At 34.2% G+C, this 19,840-nt stretch carries 16 protein-coding genes; 8 read left to right on the top strand and 8 right to left on the bottom strand.

Annotation, left to right across the window (positions count from 1 at the left end):
- Positions 1–15: 15 nt before the first annotated feature.
- The 3 genes from IPI15_RS09985 to IPI15_RS09975 all read right to left on the bottom strand — a co-directional run bounded on the left by IPI15_RS09985 (position 16) and on the right by IPI15_RS09975 (position 6,715).
- Positions 16–4,920, bottom strand: a complete 4,905-nt coding sequence (locus IPI15_RS09985) for a translocation/assembly module TamB domain-containing protein (protein ID WP_287420102.1) — start codon at positions 4,918–4,920, stop codon at positions 16–18.
- A 54-nt stretch (positions 4,921–4,974) separates the two neighbouring features.
- Positions 4,975–5,814 (bottom strand): dihydropteroate synthase, encoded by an 840-nt coding sequence (gene folP, locus IPI15_RS09980; RefSeq protein WP_287420100.1) that lies wholly within the window; start codon positions 5,812–5,814, stop codon positions 4,975–4,977.
- A 271-nt stretch (positions 5,815–6,085) separates the two neighbouring features.
- Positions 6,086–6,715 (bottom strand): inorganic pyrophosphatase, encoded by a 630-nt coding sequence (locus IPI15_RS09975; RefSeq protein WP_287420099.1) that lies wholly within the window; start codon positions 6,713–6,715, stop codon positions 6,086–6,088.
- A gap of 298 nt (positions 6,716–7,013) precedes the next feature.
- On the opposite strand from IPI15_RS09975, the gene IPI15_RS09970 reads away from it, so the two are divergent.
- The 5 genes from IPI15_RS09970 (at position 7,014) to IPI15_RS09950 (ending at position 12,441) form a co-directional block, all read left to right on the top strand.
- The gene (locus IPI15_RS09970; protein ID WP_287401439.1) at positions 7,014–9,170 is read left to right on the top strand and encodes a carboxy terminal-processing peptidase; all 2,157 of its coding nucleotides are present in this window, start codon (positions 7,014–7,016) and stop codon (positions 9,168–9,170) included.
- 123 nt (positions 9,171–9,293) lie between these two features.
- The gene (gene lptE, locus IPI15_RS09965; RefSeq protein WP_287420097.1) at positions 9,294–9,797 is read left to right on the top strand and encodes an LPS assembly lipoprotein LptE; all 504 of its coding nucleotides are present in this window, start codon (positions 9,294–9,296) and stop codon (positions 9,795–9,797) included.
- 46 nt (positions 9,798–9,843) lie between these two features.
- Entirely contained in the window at positions 9,844–10,809 is a 966-nt protein-coding gene (locus tag IPI15_RS09960; RefSeq protein WP_287420096.1) for a hypothetical protein, read from the top strand.
- A 1-nt stretch (position 10,810) separates the two neighbouring features.
- Entirely contained in the window at positions 10,811–11,077 is a 267-nt protein-coding gene (gene secG, locus IPI15_RS09955; RefSeq protein WP_287401436.1) for a preprotein translocase subunit SecG, read from the top strand.
- A 251-nt stretch (positions 11,078–11,328) separates the two neighbouring features.
- Positions 11,329–12,441: an acyltransferase family protein gene (locus tag IPI15_RS09950; protein WP_287420095.1), complete on the top strand. Its 1,113-nt coding sequence runs from the start codon at positions 11,329–11,331 to the stop codon at positions 12,439–12,441.
- A gap of 17 nt (positions 12,442–12,458) precedes the next feature.
- Here IPI15_RS09950 and IPI15_RS09945 read toward each other — a convergent pair whose 3' ends face one another.
- Positions 12,459–14,279, bottom strand: a complete 1,821-nt coding sequence (locus IPI15_RS09945; protein ID WP_502711650.1) for a DUF6311 domain-containing protein — start codon at positions 14,277–14,279, stop codon at positions 12,459–12,461.
- Between the two features lie 60 nt (positions 14,280–14,339).
- Here IPI15_RS09945 and IPI15_RS09940 point away from each other — a divergent pair, with 60 nt between their 5' ends.
- Positions 14,340–15,125: a glycosyltransferase gene (locus IPI15_RS09940; RefSeq protein ID WP_287420091.1), complete on the top strand. Its 786-nt coding sequence runs from the start codon at positions 14,340–14,342 to the stop codon at positions 15,123–15,125.
- 307 nt (positions 15,126–15,432) lie between these two features.
- Here the strand turns inward: IPI15_RS09940 and IPI15_RS09935 are convergent, their stop codons facing one another.
- The 4 genes from IPI15_RS09935 to mobA all read right to left on the bottom strand — a co-directional run bounded on the left by IPI15_RS09935 (position 15,433) and on the right by mobA (position 17,744).
- A complete protein-coding gene (locus IPI15_RS09935; RefSeq protein WP_287420089.1) occupies positions 15,433–15,921 on the bottom strand; it encodes an alkaline phosphatase family protein in 489 nt (162 codons plus the stop codon).
- Positions 15,891–16,259, bottom strand: coding sequence for an alkaline phosphatase family protein (locus tag IPI15_RS09930; RefSeq protein WP_287420088.1), 369 nt, complete (start codon positions 16,257–16,259; stop codon positions 15,891–15,893). Before IPI15_RS09930 ends, IPI15_RS09935 begins: the two co-directional genes overlap by 31 nt.
- Positions 16,256–17,080 carry an alkaline phosphatase family protein gene (locus IPI15_RS09925; protein WP_287420086.1) on the bottom strand — a complete coding sequence of 275 codons (825 nt, stop codon included), beginning with the start codon at positions 17,078–17,080 and terminating at the stop codon, positions 16,256–16,258. Before IPI15_RS09925 ends, IPI15_RS09930 begins: the two co-directional genes overlap by 4 nt.
- 88 nt (positions 17,081–17,168) lie before the next feature.
- Positions 17,169–17,744 carry a molybdenum cofactor guanylyltransferase gene (gene mobA, locus IPI15_RS09920; RefSeq protein ID WP_287420084.1) on the bottom strand — a complete coding sequence of 192 codons (576 nt, stop codon included), beginning with the start codon at positions 17,742–17,744 and terminating at the stop codon, positions 17,169–17,171.
- A 103-nt stretch (positions 17,745–17,847) separates the two neighbouring features.
- Between mobA and IPI15_RS09915 the strand changes: the two genes are divergently transcribed.
- Both IPI15_RS09915 and IPI15_RS09910 read left to right on the top strand, forming a co-directional pair.
- Complete coding sequence (locus tag IPI15_RS09915) at positions 17,848–18,702, top strand: DUF5050 domain-containing protein (RefSeq protein WP_287420082.1); 855 nt, start codon at positions 17,848–17,850, stop codon at positions 18,700–18,702.
- 52 nt (positions 18,703–18,754) lie between these two features.
- Entirely contained in the window at positions 18,755–19,705 is a 951-nt protein-coding gene (locus IPI15_RS09910) for a T9SS type A sorting domain-containing protein (RefSeq protein WP_287420080.1), read from the top strand.
- Positions 19,706–19,840 lie beyond the last annotated feature (135 nt).

Below are 19,840 nucleotides of genomic sequence, written 5' to 3'. Positions count from 1 at the left end.
GAATATTTTTCATTTTTAATTTCTGTTTCTGGTTTTTTTCTTTTTGTCCTCTCTCCTAAATAATTCACCAAAGGAATCTACCGTTCTTCTATATGAAAATCCAGCTCCACTTCTAATTCTACGGCCTTCCAATACAGCATCATTTTTCTGATAAAGACGCAATACATATCTTCTATCTGCCGTCAAATTGTATTGGAGGTCTACATCTCCTGCTACATAAGGATCCGCACCTTGGTCACCTCTCTTTACCCCAGTGTTTAGAATTAGTTTTTCATTAAAGAATTTTAGACTTGGACCTATCTGCAATTCTGAACCAATACGACCCTGAATTCCTCCATCTCCAGCCGAATTTGCCTCATAAAAATTGTAATTCAAATTAAGGGAAACACCTGTGAGTACTTTTCCATCTGCCACAGCAGCATTCAACATTGGAGAGAGTATTTGTGTTAATTGGGATGAAATTAAGTCTGACAACGTGTTATAGGTGGTCGCCTTTACAGCATTTAGGTTTAATATGTCCTTAGGAATAAATGAGCCAAATGATACTAGAGAAGCTGCTTGTTTGTATAATTCATTAGGATCTTGCTCTAAAGATCTTAATTTGCTATCGACATAGATTTTTATATCTGGTGAAAGTTGGGGAAAATCTATTTTAAATGAGATCTCTGGCTTTAAAAGTTCTCCTCTTAAATTAAGTGTGAGGTCCACAGGTGTTGGCCTGGAAGCTTCATTCTGGAGTTTCGGATCACCAGGGAGATATTCTGCAATAAAGTTATATGGGGAAGTATTGATACCTCTATATTCTGCATCAATATTTACTTGCGCTGATACAGGATCGCCATTCCAAATAAGTGTTCCTCCTTTTTTGATAAGGAATGGTGCACCAAAAATTGAAAGGTTATACAAAGGAATTATGTTTAGTTTATACTCTCCACTAGCAACTTCAAATCCTCCATACATATTTAGATTTCCATTCCTAGGAATCGTAATATCCAAAACGCCATTACCTTTGGCTTTAATGACATCGCCTGTTTGTTTATCGATGATGAGGTTAAGTGTTGCATTTTCGTTGACATCAAGATTCATTTTCAATGAAAGACCTTTTGATGATACCACTTTATTGATCTCTTTTTGAACGGTCGTATCTTCTATATTTCTAAACTGAATAAAAGTTAGTTTGTCGACTTCTTTTGAAGATGCTATAGGCAGGAAAAGCTCCGTATTTGGCCCGGTGACAGCATCTATTTCAATATTTAATTGATCGAAAGGTCCCGTAAATTTGCCATTTACCTTACCACCTGCAGTGCCATAATACTGACTATTGTCTTTTTCGTAAGTATTCAGTAATAGGAAATTGTCCGAATTTAGCTCAATATTGGTATAAAGGTTTTTTAATTTATTATGTTTTATACCGCCGGAGATAATTGCAGTATTACCTCTTTCATCCAACACTGTCATATCATCAAGGTCAATAAGTTTATCACTCAATCCTACTGTATATTTGGGAACATAATATCTCGTGCCTAGATATTTGACTGTAGTAGCCATGTTTTGTAGATTAATATCACCACCCACTGATAGATTATTAATTGGTCCTTTGACCTTGATATTTGTAGTAAATGCGCCTCTTGTATCATTGATCATTTCGCCAAGGAAAATATCTGCAATCACGAGAGGATAATTATTAGCCTTGATTAACAGGTCTAGATAATTATTTGCGTAATCCTTTCCTTTATAATCGGGAAGTGTGTAGAGTCCATCTATTTTTAATTCTTTTTCTCCGGTTCCGAGTGTCATTTTCAAATCAATCTTACTCTTCAAGGATGGGGTAGCGGCATATAGATCTAATTTTCCAAGTGAGATTCCGTTTACAGATAAACTATCGAATTGAGAAGTCAAGACAATCTTTTCCTGAGTGAAAACATTATCTATTTTTAAATAAATATTGCCTGTCCCTCTCATCTGAACATCCGAATCAGATAGAAGGCTATCTAGTAAAGTGCCGCTGAAATTATTTACCTCGACATTTAGACCTTGTGTACCAAAACTATTAAAAGATACATCTTGTTCGCCATTTGTGAATTCAAGGTTCTGTATGATGAGTTCATTATTACCAAATTTAACCAGATTGTCTTTGTTTATTGTCCAACCATCATCAAAAAAATCAAATTTCGATTGGTTGAATTTCAGGATATTATATCCTTCATCCACGGTAAAATTTCCGTCGATACTGAGATTCTCTGCGATATTTTGGATTTTTGGAGTCTTAATATTGAATTTAATATCATCTCGTTCGAGTGTAGCACTTAAATCCATTTGATTCAAGCCTAAGTCACCAATATTGCCACTATTGGCATATACAAAATAATCTGAACTGCTTTGATTGCCAACTCCTTCAAAAAACAAGAATTTAAATTTAAATCCATCTCCTGCAATATTCGGTATGCTAGAGTTAATGTTCAAATTGTATTTTGTTGAATCTACATTTGAAAATTTACCATTGATTTTGCTATCAACCATAGCATCCAATGGTAACCCAAGCAGTTTAAATGCATTTTTTGAATTTTTTAGATTGACACTGAAATCAAAGTTATTATCATAAATATAATCTTCGCGAGATTGGATATTAAACTGATTGGCTAATTTAGTATGATTATAATGGAATACTTTAACAATATCTATAGGTAATTTTTCAATCTGGAATCTACCTTGAAGAACAGCATCTAATAAATCCGAGTTTAGATTGTATTTTTTAGCTCCGTTGCCAATATTACTAGCTATGAAATTCAATGTGTCTATTTTGAGCTCTTGGCCAGAAGTATCTTTTAAAACAAAATTTCTGGCAAGCAATGTGCCCTGAATATCATTGAATGTTCTGAAGGTTAGATCAGATTTAATGATGCCTTTGAATGTCAGACCTAATGAACTCAAATTAAGCTTATCAGGGTTAAATTTCCTGATATCAGTATCAAATTTTAAAATTTTTGTTTGCTCTGAAAAATTAATATTACCGTTGAAGTCAAGATCGATATTGGGGTCGTTAATTTTTAATTTTCCATCAAAAGTATTTTTATTAAGCTTTCCATCGATTTTAAAGTTTTTATAATCATATCCTTTATACGAAAACATCCTAATGTCGGAAGTTAAGGTAGAGCTGATCTTATCTAGTGAGAAGCTCTTTCCATCAGTGATCGTAAATGATCCACTTACTTTACCAATATCAGTCTGACCTGTTATGGCACCCAGATTAAAATTGTCTAGATTTAACTTTCCACTATACGCTGCATTTGAAGTTCCATTTCTGATATTGAGGTGCATATCCAGATCTCCATTTCCCTGGGCAGTTTTTAGTTTGCCATAAGTGACAAAATCGAGTATGTATCCATCAAATTTTCCGGAATACACAATATTTCCAAGTTTTTTTAATTCAGGTGAAGCGACGAATCCAGGTATAATTTTTTCAAGACCTTTGGCCGACGTTGATAAAGTATTGACGTTTAGGTTTAAAGTTGCTATATCGATCTCGGTGATGTCGTGTAAGGTAAAATTACCATCCAGCTTAGCAAGATCATTGATGTTAATAAGGACATTATTGCCACGAAGGTTGTTGACAGTGCCAGAAAATCTACCCGATAATTGAATGTCTTTATCAACATTACTTGTCAGGAATTCTTCCTTTTGAATTGATTTGTCGAATACCATAATATCTTTAACCCCGACATGACTGTTCTTGAATTGGGCACTCATCTTAACTTTATTTACAAAGTCCTGAAAGTCATCCATAGATTTGTAACTCAGGGTAAGACTATCTTCAAGGTGGGAATAATCAGTATCAATATTGAAATCCTCAAGTGAAATTTTATTTTCAGTATATTTTAATTTTACTGCACTGAAGTCATTAATATTAAAAGGTGTGTTTGTTTTTACAGCAAGTTGTGTTAGCTCTGTTTCAAGCTCTTTGCCGTTAAAGATCAGATTTTCTAATCCTATATTTATGTTATTCAGATCCAGATTTGAAAAATCAAGAATTCTACCTTTCAATTCCTTTTCAACCGGCCATTTATAATCATGAAGTGAAAAAATAGCTTCTTCAACACTGATTTTGCTTGCCTCTACCCTCAGGTCTGGCCTGGGTTTCCTTTTAGCTCTAATAGCGGCTTCTAAAGCCAGATATGGATTAATGTATTTAATTTCTTTACAGGGTATAGGTGCGATGTCATTTATATTAAATATCGGCCCCTCAAGTTTTAATTCGTTAATATAAAATTGGTTGCTGTCAATGCTGAAAGTATTGAAACCCGCTATAAGACTTTCAAAGGAAAGATGCATCAATTGTCCTTGATATTTATTCTGCATGGTCACATCCACATTTTTCAGATCTATATCCTTTATAGAAAGATGAATATTGTTTGGTTTTCCACTTGGTTTTGAGAATAATGAATCTGGATTTCCATTTTCAATATAGTTGATGAGGAACTGGTAGTTATTATCATATTCAGGGCAATTCTGTATCAGCCTGACTTTCATTGTTTTAATCGCTACGTTCTGGATGTCAATTTTGCCATCAATAAGGTCAAATAATCCACCTTTCAATCCCACTTTTATTTGAGAGGTCATTAGAAGTGTATCATTCTGCCTATCTTTTACTAGTAAATCTTCAAGCAGTAAGGATTGGAAAAAGGTGATTCTTATTCTCCCGACAGAAACTTCAGCATGAAGTTCATCACTTAAAAATGCTGTGGCTTTTTTAACTGCATAATTTTGAAATGATGGGATCTGTATCAAGTAATACACGCCCATTAAAAGTAGGATGACAAAAATGACTATGTATTTGATTAAATTCCAGAAGAATTCCGGAATTAAGCCCCATACCAGCTTTTTTTTGGGTTTGTTAATATGTATATCTTTCTGCTCTTCCAATTAAATCGTATTGACCTTAGTCTCCAATGAAAAAATACAATTATGCATAACTGCTTATTTAACATTGTTTTGCTGGAGTAATTCAAACGTTTTTAATAGCTGCATAGTTGCCTCAACATCGTGTACTCTGAGAATTTTGGCACCTTTCTGCAAAGCTACAAGATTTGCGGCAATTGAAGCGGGTAAAACCTCTTCGGGACTGCTATTTAATGGTTTCCATAACATCCCTTTGCGGGATATACCTGCCAGCAGCGGTTTGTCAAGTATATTAAAGACATTAAGACCATTTAGAAGTTGATAATTATGAGCGATAGTCTTGCCAAATCCAAAACCCGGATCGATTACTAGATCATGCAACCCTATTGCTTTTGCTCTGCCTACTTTTTCTATGAAAAAGTCCAGAATTTCAAGCACCACATCCTTGTAACTGGGGTTGATCTGCATAGTCTGAGGTGTACCTTGCATATGCATCATAATATAAGTACAGTTTTTTTCTTTAGCAAGGTGCAACATCTCGTCATCAGTACCTCCTGCAGTGATATCGTTGATGATGGAAGCTCCGACATCAATTGCATTAGCAGCGACTTCTGGATTGAAGGTATCTATAGAAATAATACTATCAGGAAATGATTGTTTGATGTGATCGATAGCTGGTATAACCCTTTCCAGTTCAGTTTGGACACTGATTGATGATGCATTGGGTCTGGTGGAAACACCTCCCAAGTCTAGAATTGTTGCACCTTCATTTAGCATTTTAGCAGCAGAAGCTAGAATTGAAGCATGAGTATCATGCCTGCTCTTCATATAGAATGAATCATTATTGACATTTATAATGCCCATAATGACTGCTGTTCTGACATCAATGAGACATCCTCTGCAATTTAATGTATTCATTGACAATATTATTTATTTACGCTTCAGCGCTGGTTATTTTAATGGTAATCAAGGATATAAATATTATTAAGTTAATAAATAACCTCATCTTTAGTAAAATATCAGATAGTTATTATTTTTGTGCATTTTTAGAAATTCCTGAATTGTTTTATATGGTAGACACAATCTTCGAAGTTTCATTCTAATTTCTGATTTCTAACTTCTAACTTCAAATTGTGTGATATTAATGTTTTTATAGAAATCATTTTTCCTCTGAAACTTCAGTAATTTATTAGAAGGATTTCTTGAGATCTATCAATTCCTTGTAGTCCATAATACTTCGTTTGATGACTTCATGAGCCTCTTCTCTGCCATATACATGGGTTATTTCGACTTTTGCCTTTTCATTTCTGCCTGGTATTTGCTTATAAGTTAAGAAATAATGTAATAACCTTTCTCTAAGGGATTCAGGCATTTCAAATATATCATTCCATTCTCCATATACCTTATCACCAAGCATGATGGCGACTATTTTATCATCTGCCTGGTTATTGTCAATCATTCTAAATCCACCAATTGGCTTTGCATGAATCAGTATATTACCATGAACGATATTTCTTTCTGTCATGATGCATACATCCAAAGGATCTCCATCCCCTTCGATATTAGACCGCTCCGACATATCCATACAATATTGGGCAATGTGCCTACCGCAATAAGTCTGAGGAATAAAGCCATACAAAGCAGGCACTACATTCGAATAGAGCTGTGGTCTGTCAACTTTAATGAATACTGATTCTTTGTCTATTTCATATTTTACATTGTCATGAGGGGTCATTTCAATGAATGTAGTGATGACTTCCGGGATGTTTTTGCCGGGTGAAATTCCGTGCCAGGGATGTGCCATAAATTTATCGAACATGTCTGAGATTTTGTGGTGCAAAAGTAAGTGTATTCTATCTATAAAAGAGTTTATATTTCATGAGAGCCTGGCCGGTTTACTTTTTAACTTAATCATCATCTTGCTAAAAATAGCATATATGATTTATTTTGCTCCTTTTCAATCTTACCTTTATATATATGTAAATCGGTACTTTTGTCTGTTAAATAGTTAATCCTATCTTAAAATATAATTTTTATCAACTAATACGAGCTGTAAATGTTAGAAATATCGTTTACTATTGTAGCGTTAAAATACATAACTTTTGAAAGAGTTTCTCATGAAAATAAAGTCTTTTTTAATATTTGGCCTAATAATAGGCGTAGTCAGTTTGTTTGCTTTTTATCCTAAAAATAATGCCGACCCGATCGAGAAGGAAGCCATTATTCTAAGGTCAGTGCTTACATTAATGGATAAGGTGCATTTTAAGCCCAAAGATATTAATGATGATTTTTCCAAAAAAATCTATAAAAACTTTCTTACCACACTTGATGGAGGAAAGCGGTTCCTTACCCAGAGTGATATTGATCAGTTAAAACAATATGAAACTACCCTGGATGATAATATCAAAGTGGGAAACTTTGATTTTTTCAATAAAAGTGTTGAGCTGATAACTAAGGCACAGACGAAAACCCAATCTTTTTACAAGGATATCCTTTCCAAGCCAATGTCTTTTGATAAGAATGAATTTATTTCATACGATTTCGATAATATGCCCTATGCGAAAACTGATAAAGAACTCAAAGAAAGATGGTTTACTATTTTGAAATCAAGTGTGCTTGATGAAGTAGTACAAATGGAAAACAGTAATTCCAAGGACTCAGTCAAAACGGAAGGTAAAGAAACTAAAGAGGTGAAGACATTTGCTCAAATCGAGAAAGAAGCTCGTGAGAAGGTTCTTAAAGATTATGATAAATTGTATGAAAGACTTGGAAAATTAAGACGGGATGACAGATTCAGTGATTATATTAATAGTATTACTGAAGTATTCGATCCGCACTCTTCCTATTTCAATCAAAATGATAAGAATGACTTTGATGTAAGTTTTTCGGGTAAGGTTGAAGGCATAGGTGCTAAATTGCAATCTGATGGAGAATTTACTAAAGTTACTGAAATCGTTGTGGGCGGACCTGCATGGAAGCAAAAGGATCTTGAAGCGAATGATGTGATCATGAAGGTAGCTCAAGATGGTCAGGATGCTTTGGATATACGAGGTATGAGGATTGACGATGTTGTTTCAAAAATACGAGGTAAAAAAGGTACTAAAGTAACTTTGACTGTTAAAAAAGTGAATGGAGCCATTCAGAACATTACTATTCTTAGAGATGAGGTTCTGATGGAAGAAAGTTTTGCCAAATCGGCTATTGTCGGAAAGAAAGGTGTTATGGAAAATGTAGGTTATATATACTTACCTAAGTTTTATGCTGATTTTGACAATAATAAAGGAAGATTTTCATTTACAGATGTAGCTATTGAAGTTAACAAACTGAAAAAACAAGGAGTTAATGGCATCATACTTGATCTAAGAAATAATCCTGGAGGATCATTAAATGATGTGGTCAAAATGGGTGGTCTATTTATTGAAGAAGGGCCTATAGTTCAAGTTAAATCTCGAGGTCAGGAGCCTTATGTGATGAGTGATGATGATAGTGGGTATGGTTACGATGGTCCAATGGTAGTTTTGGTGAATCATCAAAGTGCCTCTGCTTCTGAGATCCTTGCTGCTGCCCTTCAAGACTATAAAAGAGCTGTTATCATAGGAAGTACAAGTACCTATGGAAAAGGAACTGTTCAAAGATTTCTTGACCTTGATAAAAGTATTTCTATATCAAATGAATTTAAACCACTTGGCCAGGTAAAGGTGACTATTCAGAAATATTATAGAATAAATGGTGGTTCTACTCAATTGGAAGGTGTCGTTCCGGATATCGTGCTTCCTGATGCACTTAACTATGTGAAAGTAGGTGAGCGTGAGAATGAATCTGCTATGGAATGGACCAAGGTTGAACCTGCAAAATACAGCCAGGATGTATTTGTTATCAAGAATTTGGAAGAAGTGAAAGCTAACTCGAAGAATAGAACAGCAAATAATCCAACATTTGTTGCGATTGACAATAATGCAAAAAATATCAAAATACAAAGTGAAAGGAAGGAATTTCCATTGGAGATTAAAGCGTACAAGAAGGATATTGATACCAGAAAGGCATCAAGTAAAAAATTCAATGATCTTTTTGTAGATATTGATGGTTTTGAAGATGGAAATTTGGATGCAGACCTTGCACAAATAAACAAGGATTCAGTTAGTATCGGAAGAAATATTAACTTTCTAAAAGGCCTTAAAAAGGATGTTTACATCGATGAAGCTATAAATGTCATCAAAGACCTTCAAGTCAATCGAGTTACTATGACAGATAAGACTAGATATCACCAGGAGTAAAAGGACATTAAACCTTATTATATACAAAAGCTGCCACTGAAGGGCAGCTTTTGTTATTTAAACCTAAATCGATGTTCATCTTTTAGATTTGCCCTATATTTGAACATTCACAACAGTAAAGTCATGATCATAAAAAAGTCTTTTTTAGCCTCGTTTCTCACTTTGACTGTGATTATGTCAGGCTGTTATTCATTTAAGGGAACTTCTATACCTGCCGACTCCAATACGTTTTACATAGCAAATTTTACAGTAGATAGTTATGATGCACCCTTCCAGCTTGCGCAGGAGATAACAGAAAAACTCAAGGATAAGATCAGGAAAGAAACAAGACTCAAATATGTGGAGGTAGATCCTGACATAGAGTTCGTAGGAAAAATAACGAATTTCATAGTTTCCCCTGTGGCGCCTCAGAACAATCAGGTTCCTTCAGCTAACAGGCTTGAGATCACTATCAATGTAAACTTCATTGACAATAAACATGAAAAGAGCAAGTGGAACTCCAACTTTACATTCTTTAAAGATTTTAGCAAGGATGCTAACTTTATTGATGTGCGGGATAAATTGGCTAGTGAAATCTTTGATCAACTATCCGAAGATGTATTTAATAGGGCATTTACCAATTGGTAAGTTAACTTTTTGTTTTTGGGTTAGCACATAATTACTATCTTGCAGCGTGTTTGCCTTATTATCTATGGATGAGATCAGTCGTTTGATTCAATTTCCTTCGATGTTCAAGTCGATAGACAAAGGCATATTTCAAAAATTTTTACATTTATTTCCATTTTTCAATCTATTTAGTATCCTACATTCTCTCAAATATCAGTCAGATCTAATTGACAACAATCAGGAATACAATCCACCGGTCTTGTGTAATGATGGTTTATATACCTGGTATAAAATGGGTCTGTTGTCCTTGGATCACCAAAAGTCAGAGATCGATGAACTTCAAACATCTACTGGAAAAGAAGTTAGTACTGCTGTTGAACGGCAGAGCAATGTAATAGATATTAATTCTAAAGAAAAAATAAGGGGCATTGGCAGAATAGAGGTTATACCTGCAAATGAGGAAGTTCATTCTTCTGAATCCGATGATAATGCATGGGTTGAGAAGGTGCAGCAAGATAGGGTAGTTGTAAAATCAACATTTTATAAAAAAAGTAGTATCAACTTATCATTTGGCAGTGTGACATCTAAAGTTATAGAGGAAAAAGAGGATAGCATGGAACTTTCAGGATTTGCCAAATTTTTAAAGGGGACCGGTAGGCATGGAATTGTGGTTCCTGAAGATATGGACATCTCCAAAATACAGCTGGAGCTTCCTGAAGATGCCGATTCTGCGCGAGATTTGGATGAGGCAAGGAAAGATATAAGTGTTGAAATAGATGAGACCAATGTGGCAGAAGTTGTCAAGAAAAAAAAGGTCAAAAAGCACAAAAAGAAAGAGTTCGTCAATCATCTAGTGCAGCAAAGTGTGTTGGATAATGATCTATTGATATCAGAGCCATTTGCTGAAATTCTCTATGCTCAGGGATATAAAGAGAAAGCAGTAAAAATTTATGAAAAATTAATGGAGAAATATCCAGAGAAAAAGATTAACTTTGCGGCTAAAATAGACAAAATAAATAAAGAAAATATTTAATATGATAGGTTTTATAACAGTTTTGATAGCGATCATTGGAGTTTTATTGATGGCAGTTGTATTGATACAGAACCCAAAAGGTGGGGGAGTAGATGCGAATTTTGGTGGTCAGGCGGCGAATCAGCTTTTTGGTGCATCCAACTCAATTGATTTTGTTGAAAAACTAACATGGGTACTTGCAGCTTCTCTATTTGCACTTTGCATGGTAGCAGCTATAGTAGTGAATTCTTCAGGCGCTGCCGCAGGACCTGCATTACTATCTCAATAGAATATCTTTTAAAGAATATAGAAAAGGCTTACTTTAGGGTAGGCCTTTTTTGATTAAATTAGATATTCGCCTTTAATTTTGAGTTATCCAAGCAAAAAGGATTTGAATTCATGTTATATGAAAATTTGTAATAAAATGTAGTAACTTCGATTTAGTCAAATTGAAAATTTAATATTTTTATATATTTCGAGAATGACGCTACTTTCAAGAGATTTGCTTACCTTTTTTCACATTACAGTTCTACCTAAATTATGACAAGTACAGATCATCAATCTGATCGAATAGAATATTTGGATGCAGTGAGAGGCATAGCAGCGCTTTCGGTTGTCTTTTACCATATTCTAGGTTCACATTGGGACTGGATGAGGGAAACAAAGATTGCTATGTTTTTCTTAAATGGTAGTGATGCTGTAGCAATGTTTTTTGTATTAAGTGGATTGGTTTTATCTATTAAGGCAATTAATAAAAGCACTGAAATAGATTCATCTTATTATAAGAGGTATTCGATAGCAAGAATCTTCAGGCTTTATCCTGCCTTTCTCTTTATGCTTATCATTTATTATTTGTATGCCCACAATACTGAAAATATTTTCACACTATTTAAGACGACAATTACTACGAATCCTCATTTTTTCTGGGAGGAGGCGTTATTAGTAAGAGATCACCATCATTTGTTTTTTCCTGATTGGACTTTGGGTGTTGAGGTTGCTTTGTCATTACTTGTACCATTTTTAGTGATTGTGGTGCGTCAGAGTAATAAACTCTTAATCTTCATGATTATCGGATTGATGTTCGCAGGGAAGATATATTATTCGCAATTTTTATTGCATTTTGCCTTGGGAGTTTTGATCGCTAACAATTTTAAACAAATTGTTGAATTTCGCGATACAAGCAAATGGTGGTATAAATATCGATGGTGGTTATTACCTATTGTTTTTTTCTTCTATTCTATGAGACATGTTCTTGCACTGTATCCTTTGCCTGGGAATATTCAATATTTTATGTCAAGTATATTATATATTGATGAATATGCTTTTTCCGGACTAGCATCCGCATGCTTATTGCTTTATATCATCAATACAAAACGAATCCAGGACATTCTTTCGCATAACGTATTTAGTTTTTTGGGTAAAATATCATACGGCGTTTATCTTTCTCACTGGTTGTTTACGAATATTGTCATGCGTAATTTTGAATATTTACTCAATACATATTGTGGTGGAAATGAGGGAATGTTTTTAATTTATTATACTGTTTTCACACTAGTTTGTACCATATTGGCTGCTACATTTTTATACTATTTAATAGAATTGCCTGCTATTAGATTAGGTAAAAAATTTGTCAGAAGATTTGCAAGTACTTAGTTATTGGTGGACTGAGTTCAATTATTATTTTTAATATCCCATTCATAATATATTATACCCTCTATACTTGTCAAAGAATCCATCTTGAACTGTTTGATGATCTTACTCCCTTCGAAGGCAGCGGGTCTGGCAAGTGGTTGCACGGCAACATCATAATTACGCTCACCATCCGGCCAATAAATTACCAAGACTTTTTTATCATTCACTTTATTAAGAATGAGGTCAGACACTTTTTGTTTTAGGAGAACGTCGATTTGCGCCTGTGCTTGATTTTCGGCGGTTCGGGACATCTTGCAGTTAAATAATGGCAATCCGGAGTAGATACTTAATCTCATCCAATATTCTGTCCAAGCTGGTTGATCATTTAAAGTTATGTCGTAATTTTCAGAACCTACGATGACAGCAGGTAAAGTATAAATAGCTTGATATTTTGAAAAATCTAAATTCTTCAAGTCCTTAAATTTTGTTTCAATTTCCTTTTCTTGAAAAACATTGCTCAATCTAAAAGCATTTTGGTATTTGATAAAATCTGAAGCATCTTTAATCATTATCATGCATAATATGACGGAAACTACATTAGCATAAGCAATACTTTTTGTTGATATGATTTTATAATACTTAAAATACAATAAAATACTCAAGTAGAACAAGGTCCAAAATCCAGGCCATGAAAAACGGGCAAGACATCGGAATTGAGTTATGATATCAACTTTCTTGTAAAAGAAATAAAATACCGAAAACCAATTGTCAAAAGACAATGGTATAAAACAAAATTTGACAAACGGTCCTGAGGCTGTTGCATACACAATTAACATGGTGATTATCAATCCGATGATGAACTTTGAATTTTTAACTGCACTTCTAAATGACCTTAAGCCATTCTTTTTACTAAGAAGATATCCTATTATGATAGTTAAACCGATTAATAAATTATAAATCATGAAATTGCCAAGAAACCCTTGAGATTCTGACGAAACAATTGTCGTGATACAAGATTTTAATAATGGAACTATAGAATTGAAGACGTACGGGGTAATAATGGCTTCAGGAGCAAATTGCCACAAATCATATCCAAAACCCTGGGCTCCGGGACGACGCAAAGCCGCGTAACTATCAACAGAGTTTATCAATACCAGCAGTAAAATGCCTGCTAAGGCAGTGGTTAATCCTAAAGCAGCATATTTTGTTAATCCTGACCAGCTCTTTTGTGTCAAAGAAAGTATACTAAAATAAAGTAAAAATAAACCTATTGGTAACGCAAGGATTGGTACATAATAAATGTGAAATAAACCGGAAAGGAAGATTAGTGCGAAAATCTTTAATGCAGTGGACCAAATTATTTTTTCTCCCAGGTGCAGCCGATAGATGTCCTTCAGTATGAAAAGTACAAAAACGCTAAACAATGAAATGGATAAGTTGAATACTCCATATATGAATTTTTGAACCTGCGGGTTGACCCAAGTAATCCCGATAGACATGATTATGATGAATAATATTTGTGATCTATAACTGGGTTTTATTAATTTATAAATAAAAACAGGTAAAATTAAGTGTAAGGCGAGAAAAAAGTAGTTGTGAATAGCAACCAAATGATGGCTGATATCAAATAAATGTTGATGAATAAATCGCATTAATAGTGCCAAAAAAGGTGTGTTGTCAGTAAAGAAGATGTATTCACCGAATGGATAGTTCATTTGGGTATAGTGCCAAAGTCCCATTGGACTCGCTTCTTGAATAACATATTGATAGAAAGTGAAATAGTTTTTCAGACCATCATAGCTATTAGTAAACATAAACTCATCAGGATGAAAAACTACTTGGTTAAAAGCAATACAAATACATATTAATTGTAAAGTCCATATCGTAATTATGGGATTTGCAATAATTTTAATATAAATTTGCGAAAAATAGCACTAAAAATTATTCCAAATTTAGCCATAATAACACCAAGTTTTAATCCGGAAGACGGATGGGTTGATAATTATATCCATAGTTGCAAATCTATTGAAAAAATTCTGAATGTCGATTCAATATCTTGGATCCTGGTCAATGATGGTTCCACCAAATTGATTTCTTCGTTTGACATAGACAGGATTTCTTCTGAAGTTGATAATTTCCAATATTTCAACTTGGAAAAGAACAGAGGCAAAGGATTTGCTACTAGACATGGTGTTGATCATTCAAGCGCTGATTATACAATTTATACGGATGTAGATTTTCCATACTTAGATGAGAACGTGCTTTCTGTTTACCAAGCACTTCTGAATGGATCAGATCTTGTCCTTGCAACCAGGAATCAGAATTATTACAAACAGATTTCATCGAAGCGCGCATGGATCTCCAGGAATTTCCGTTCTGCAGTTAAGATGTTATTCAATATTCCTACGACCGATACTCAGGCTGGATTAAAAGGACTTTCTTTATTGGGCAAAAAGGCCTTGTTGGATACAAAGATTGACCGTTATTTATTTGACCTTGAACTTGTTAAGATTTGTGCGAAGCGTAAATTAAACATTACTGAGGTCGAAGCTACATTGAAACATAATATAGATTTGCCGGGCGTTTCGCTAAAGATATTGAGTAAAGAAGTGAATTTGGTGAGGATATTTTTTGGAAGGAGGGGGCGGGGGGGGGAGGGGGGGGGAGAAGGGGAGGAGTGGGTTGGGTTTTCCCTTTTGTTTTAGCGCTTTCACTTGTTCCGTAAATTTGATTATTTTATGCTTCAGAAGAAGGCTTGCATTTGCACTTTAGTATAATAATCATATGTTCAACAATATTTTAAAAGTTACTCTGTAGGGACAGGTCGCGACCTGTCCCTACAGAGTAACTTTTAAAATTAGCATTGCCACATTTTTTCTTGATGAGTATTTAATTTTTAGCCTATTATTATTTAAACAGTTAATTGATTTGAATGACTCGAAGCTTTCTTTTAAATACAATATAATCAACTTTCCACAACAAAGCCATCAGCCATTCGCCAAAAGCCAATAGCTATTTCTGCCTAACCACTCCCTCTATCGGATTCCCAATATTCCCTGTAGGAGCCAGAATATGAAGCAATGCAGCCACAGTAGGTGCTATGTCTGTGATTTCAACGGGAGCCACAATCTCTGCAGGTTTTAGACCCCAACCATAAAATATTAATGGAACATGAGTATCGTACTCATAAAGTGATCCGTGAGAAGTTCCTGTGGTGTAAGAGGAGATCCAACCCGGTTCTTGTATTACAAGAATGTCTCCAGATCTTTTGGGATTTATTCCGTTTTTAATCTTATTGAGGAAGAAATTAGGAAACATAGCATCACCTATATTATGAAGGTCGATAATCTGAGCGATACCCTCATTTGCCATCATGCCGGCTTTGAAGACTTCAAAGAAATCTTTGTATTCAATTTTCTTTTCTTTCAATAGATCGAAGTTGACAAAGTATTGATAATCTTCATATTCTATTAGGTATTTTCCTTCACGCCTAAGCTGCATTCAAGTGATCGTTGATCTTTTTGTAAAAAAATGCTTTTATCCAATACTTTGCCGGGCAATTTATAGTAGTGACTATGTCCTGGAACATCACATATACCATGATCTGCTGTAAGAAATAATAAATAGTTATCCTTGCCAACTTCAGCGTCTAATGTATTTAATAATTTTTCAAAATCCTTATCTAACCTAAGATAAGCATCTTCTGATTCTATAGAGTTAGGACCAAATGAATGACCTATATAATCAGTAGAGCTAAAGCTCACTGCAAGGAAATCAGTCGCACTGTGCCTTCCCAATTGTTCGCCTTTGATAGCAGCTACAGCGAAGTCTGCAGTCATTGTATTGCCAAATGGAGATGTGCGAATATTATCGTATTTGTATTTTTCCCGGCAATGTATTTGTGTGGAAAAATTGGTTTGTCTTCTCCTTTAAGTGTATTTTCAAAAGGTTGGTTATCGATATCGCTTTGAGTATAGGAATTGATAGGGTAGAGGGTCTCCCAGGTAGTATTTAAGTACTTTTCAGAGTAATTTAATTTATTGAAATCTTCTACCCATTGAGGTAATTTCTCCATATAATATGTTGAACTTGAAAAATTACCAGTACCATTATCATGCCAGTAGGCTGCATCAGCGCTATGTCCGGCAGGCAGGATAGCTCCTCGATCTTTCAATGCAATTCCTATGATCTTGCTTTTATTGCCACTTGCTAATTTAACCTGATCTGCTATACTTGTGACCTTTAAGTTTCGCGGAGACATTTCTCCCGCTTCACCAGTACTTCCAACACCTGATACCGTAGTGTCCTGAGTACAATAGATATTTTTACCCAATGATCTTTCATACCAGTCATTTCCGGCTATTCCATTGATAGCAGGAGGGCTTCCTGCATATATCGTGGCATGTCCCGGCCCGGTGTTCGTAGGAGTATAGTTGTAATGATTATTGATGCAATTCACGCCGCCGTTAATGAGCCTTTTAAAACCATTTTCACTCAGTCTGTCATAATATCTGTAGAGAAAGTCATATCTCATCTGATCAACAACGATGCCCACAACTAATTTTGGTTGATCTAATTTTGTTGTAATAGCTTTTTTGCTTTGACTATATGCACCAAAATTGTACAAGATGCACATAAGAATAAGTCCTGTTCGAATCATATTATAAGATTTGTATTTGGCCAAATATAACAATATAAATAGGATATTGAATTGAAATAATCATTTTATTGATTGGAGAATTTGGAGACTAATTTTTCCTTTTCAAATTATCAAGTTCTTTTGTTGTATTTATATTAATAAGGCTCTGCTCGCCAAGTTTTATATAGGAAACATTATTACAAGATTCAATAAACTTTTTAAGACTGTAATTGCCAGAATCATACCAAGCAAGCAGTTTTGAATAAATGGAGGGATTATATATTGCTATTAAAGGTTCTATCTGTCCTTTTGAATCCTTAATAAACACTCCGTCAAAAGTATTATTATATCCGCCAATCATCTTCTTAATGATGCCTTGATCGATAAAAGGCATGTCACAAGGAAAAGTGAAAATGGGACAATTGGGGAAAGATTCTAAAGAAGTAAGAACGCCTGCCATTGGACCGATTTGCTCGTAATTGTCAACAATGACTGGAAGGTCATAATTAGATTTTTGGGATTCATTGCAGGAAATAAATACCTGATCACAATGTTTTGAAAGTATTTTTTCAATGTGTTTATAGAAAGGAACACCATTCCAAAAAAGTAAACTTTTATCACTGCCCATTCGAGAACTTTGTCCTCCACAGATAATGATACCTTTAAAAATGTTCTTCTTTACCATTTACTAGAAATGAAATAATTTATGTTAAAGTTTTACATAATTATAATTTATGATATAAATTTAAGGTTTAAATTAAAAATCATCTCTTTAAAAAAAAATAATTATGTTAAAGCAGACTTACCTTCTATGTTGTTTTTTTGTCATTTTTTTAATTTTCACTAGCAATGGGCAATCACTAGTCTGGTCTGCTAAAGATCAAATAAGGAGTAGTAAATTGGACAATTCTGAGGGAAAAGTGATCCTCAATGGCAATTTGCTTAAATACATGCGCCTCGATAAATTAAATCAAAAAGTTTATTGGACTGACGGTAAAAGTGAGGCATTATATTCAGTGAATTATGATGGAAGCGATCCTCAAACGGTCATTAGGGATATTTATGATCCTGAAGGATTTTGTTTAATGGACGGTTTTATTTTTATTGTGGTGGATAGAAGTATAAGGAAATACGATTTTGACGGCAACCTCATTGATATTGTAATTGATCAGCTTGATGGACCGTCCGACCTTGAAGGTGATGAAGGATTGTTGTTTTGGACAGATCTTGTCTCCGGTAAAATAGAAAAAATATCTGTTGAAGGAACCGGACGGGACACAATTGCTGAAATAAGTTCAGGTCCATTTGAAATAGAAATAAATTCAACAGAAAATTATCTGATGTATTGCACGTTCACGGAAAATATCAATACAGGCCTCTATAAAATTGATTTTGACGGTAGCAATCAAGAACGTTTATCCTACTCATATTTTGTAAATCTTAGCTATGATGAAGAATCGAAAGATCTTTATTGGTTAACTGAATATGGAATTTCCAGAAGCCCTCTAATTTATCCGGTTATTCAGAGTATTATTGAACCCAAACCTGTTAATTATCCACAATTTCGAGTAGATGCTGGCAGAAATATACTTTTTATGGCGCCATATTACAAAGAAAGGATTATCATAAAAAACACCTCTTGATGTAAATACTGAACATGAAACAATCATTAAAAATAAATTATTTTCTACTTATTTGATTTCGCCGGATAATACCAATTCTTCTATTTATTATACATCAGGAAACATTGATTTGAATGGCATTAGCAAAGCTTTTATTAGCAGTGTAGATCTGGGAACTAAAATTCCTCAATTACAAGTTGGCAGTCAAAAACTTAGTAATGTCGTTTCTGCAAAATACGATATCATTCACAAGAAATTTTATTGGTTTGAAAAAACAAATGGCAAATTTTATTACTCTAATACTGATGGCAGTAATATATCAGAGATCTTTGAAACTAAAGATGATGTACATAGTTTCGATGTAGATCCGGTAAATGAAAGAATTATTTGGTTCGATTTGAAAACTTCTTCTTTTTATAGTTGTGATCGGGAGGGTCAGAATTTGAAGTTGATCAGTAATAATGTCCCTTATGCCGGGGCATTAAATTTTAGTCCAAAAAACGGTAATCTTTTTTTTATTGATTATCAATCTCATACTATAAATTTGCTAGATATAAATACCGGAATAGTATCAGTGATAACAGGTGACCTTCCGAATCAACCCATTAGTATGACTTTGGATGATACGGCTGGAAAAATTTATTTCACAAAAAACAATAAAGAAAATACACTTTGGAGCATAAATTACGATGGAAGTGAGTTAATGTCCAGGACCATTGATGATTTGCCTTCTGGCTCGAGTCTTTTAATAATTTATGATAGAATTGAATTAAACACCGATGAATTTTACCATGACTTGTTAGTTTATCCATCTCCATTTAGTAATGAATTATTTTTAAGTAATTGCACTAATGTTTCAAATGTCCAGTTATTTGATAGCAATGGGCAGAGACTGTTGAACAAAGCATTCAATAATCAGGAATTAATTGAATTCAATAATTTGGAAATAGTCAGAGGCTTTTATTTTCTTCGGATTGAGTCGAATTCAGGATTAATAAAAACAGTTAAGGTTGTCAAAATTTAAGTAAAGTTATGGCTTTAAAATAATATAATTCCTATATTCAAATAGCCTTTTGCCTGTCAATGATTCAACCCAATAAAGAAACTTGTCTTTTAGACTTGATCTCTGCGTGATCTTCGACCCATCGAAATCCCAGTT

This window comes from Candidatus Brachybacter algidus, from assembly GCF_016707225.1.
In the GTDB taxonomy this organism is placed as follows: Bacteria; Bacteroidota; Bacteroidia; order Chitinophagales; family Saprospiraceae; genus Parvibacillus; species Parvibacillus algidus.
Note: the sequence above shows the minus strand (reverse complement) of the source record. Positions and strands in the feature narration are given on the sequence as shown.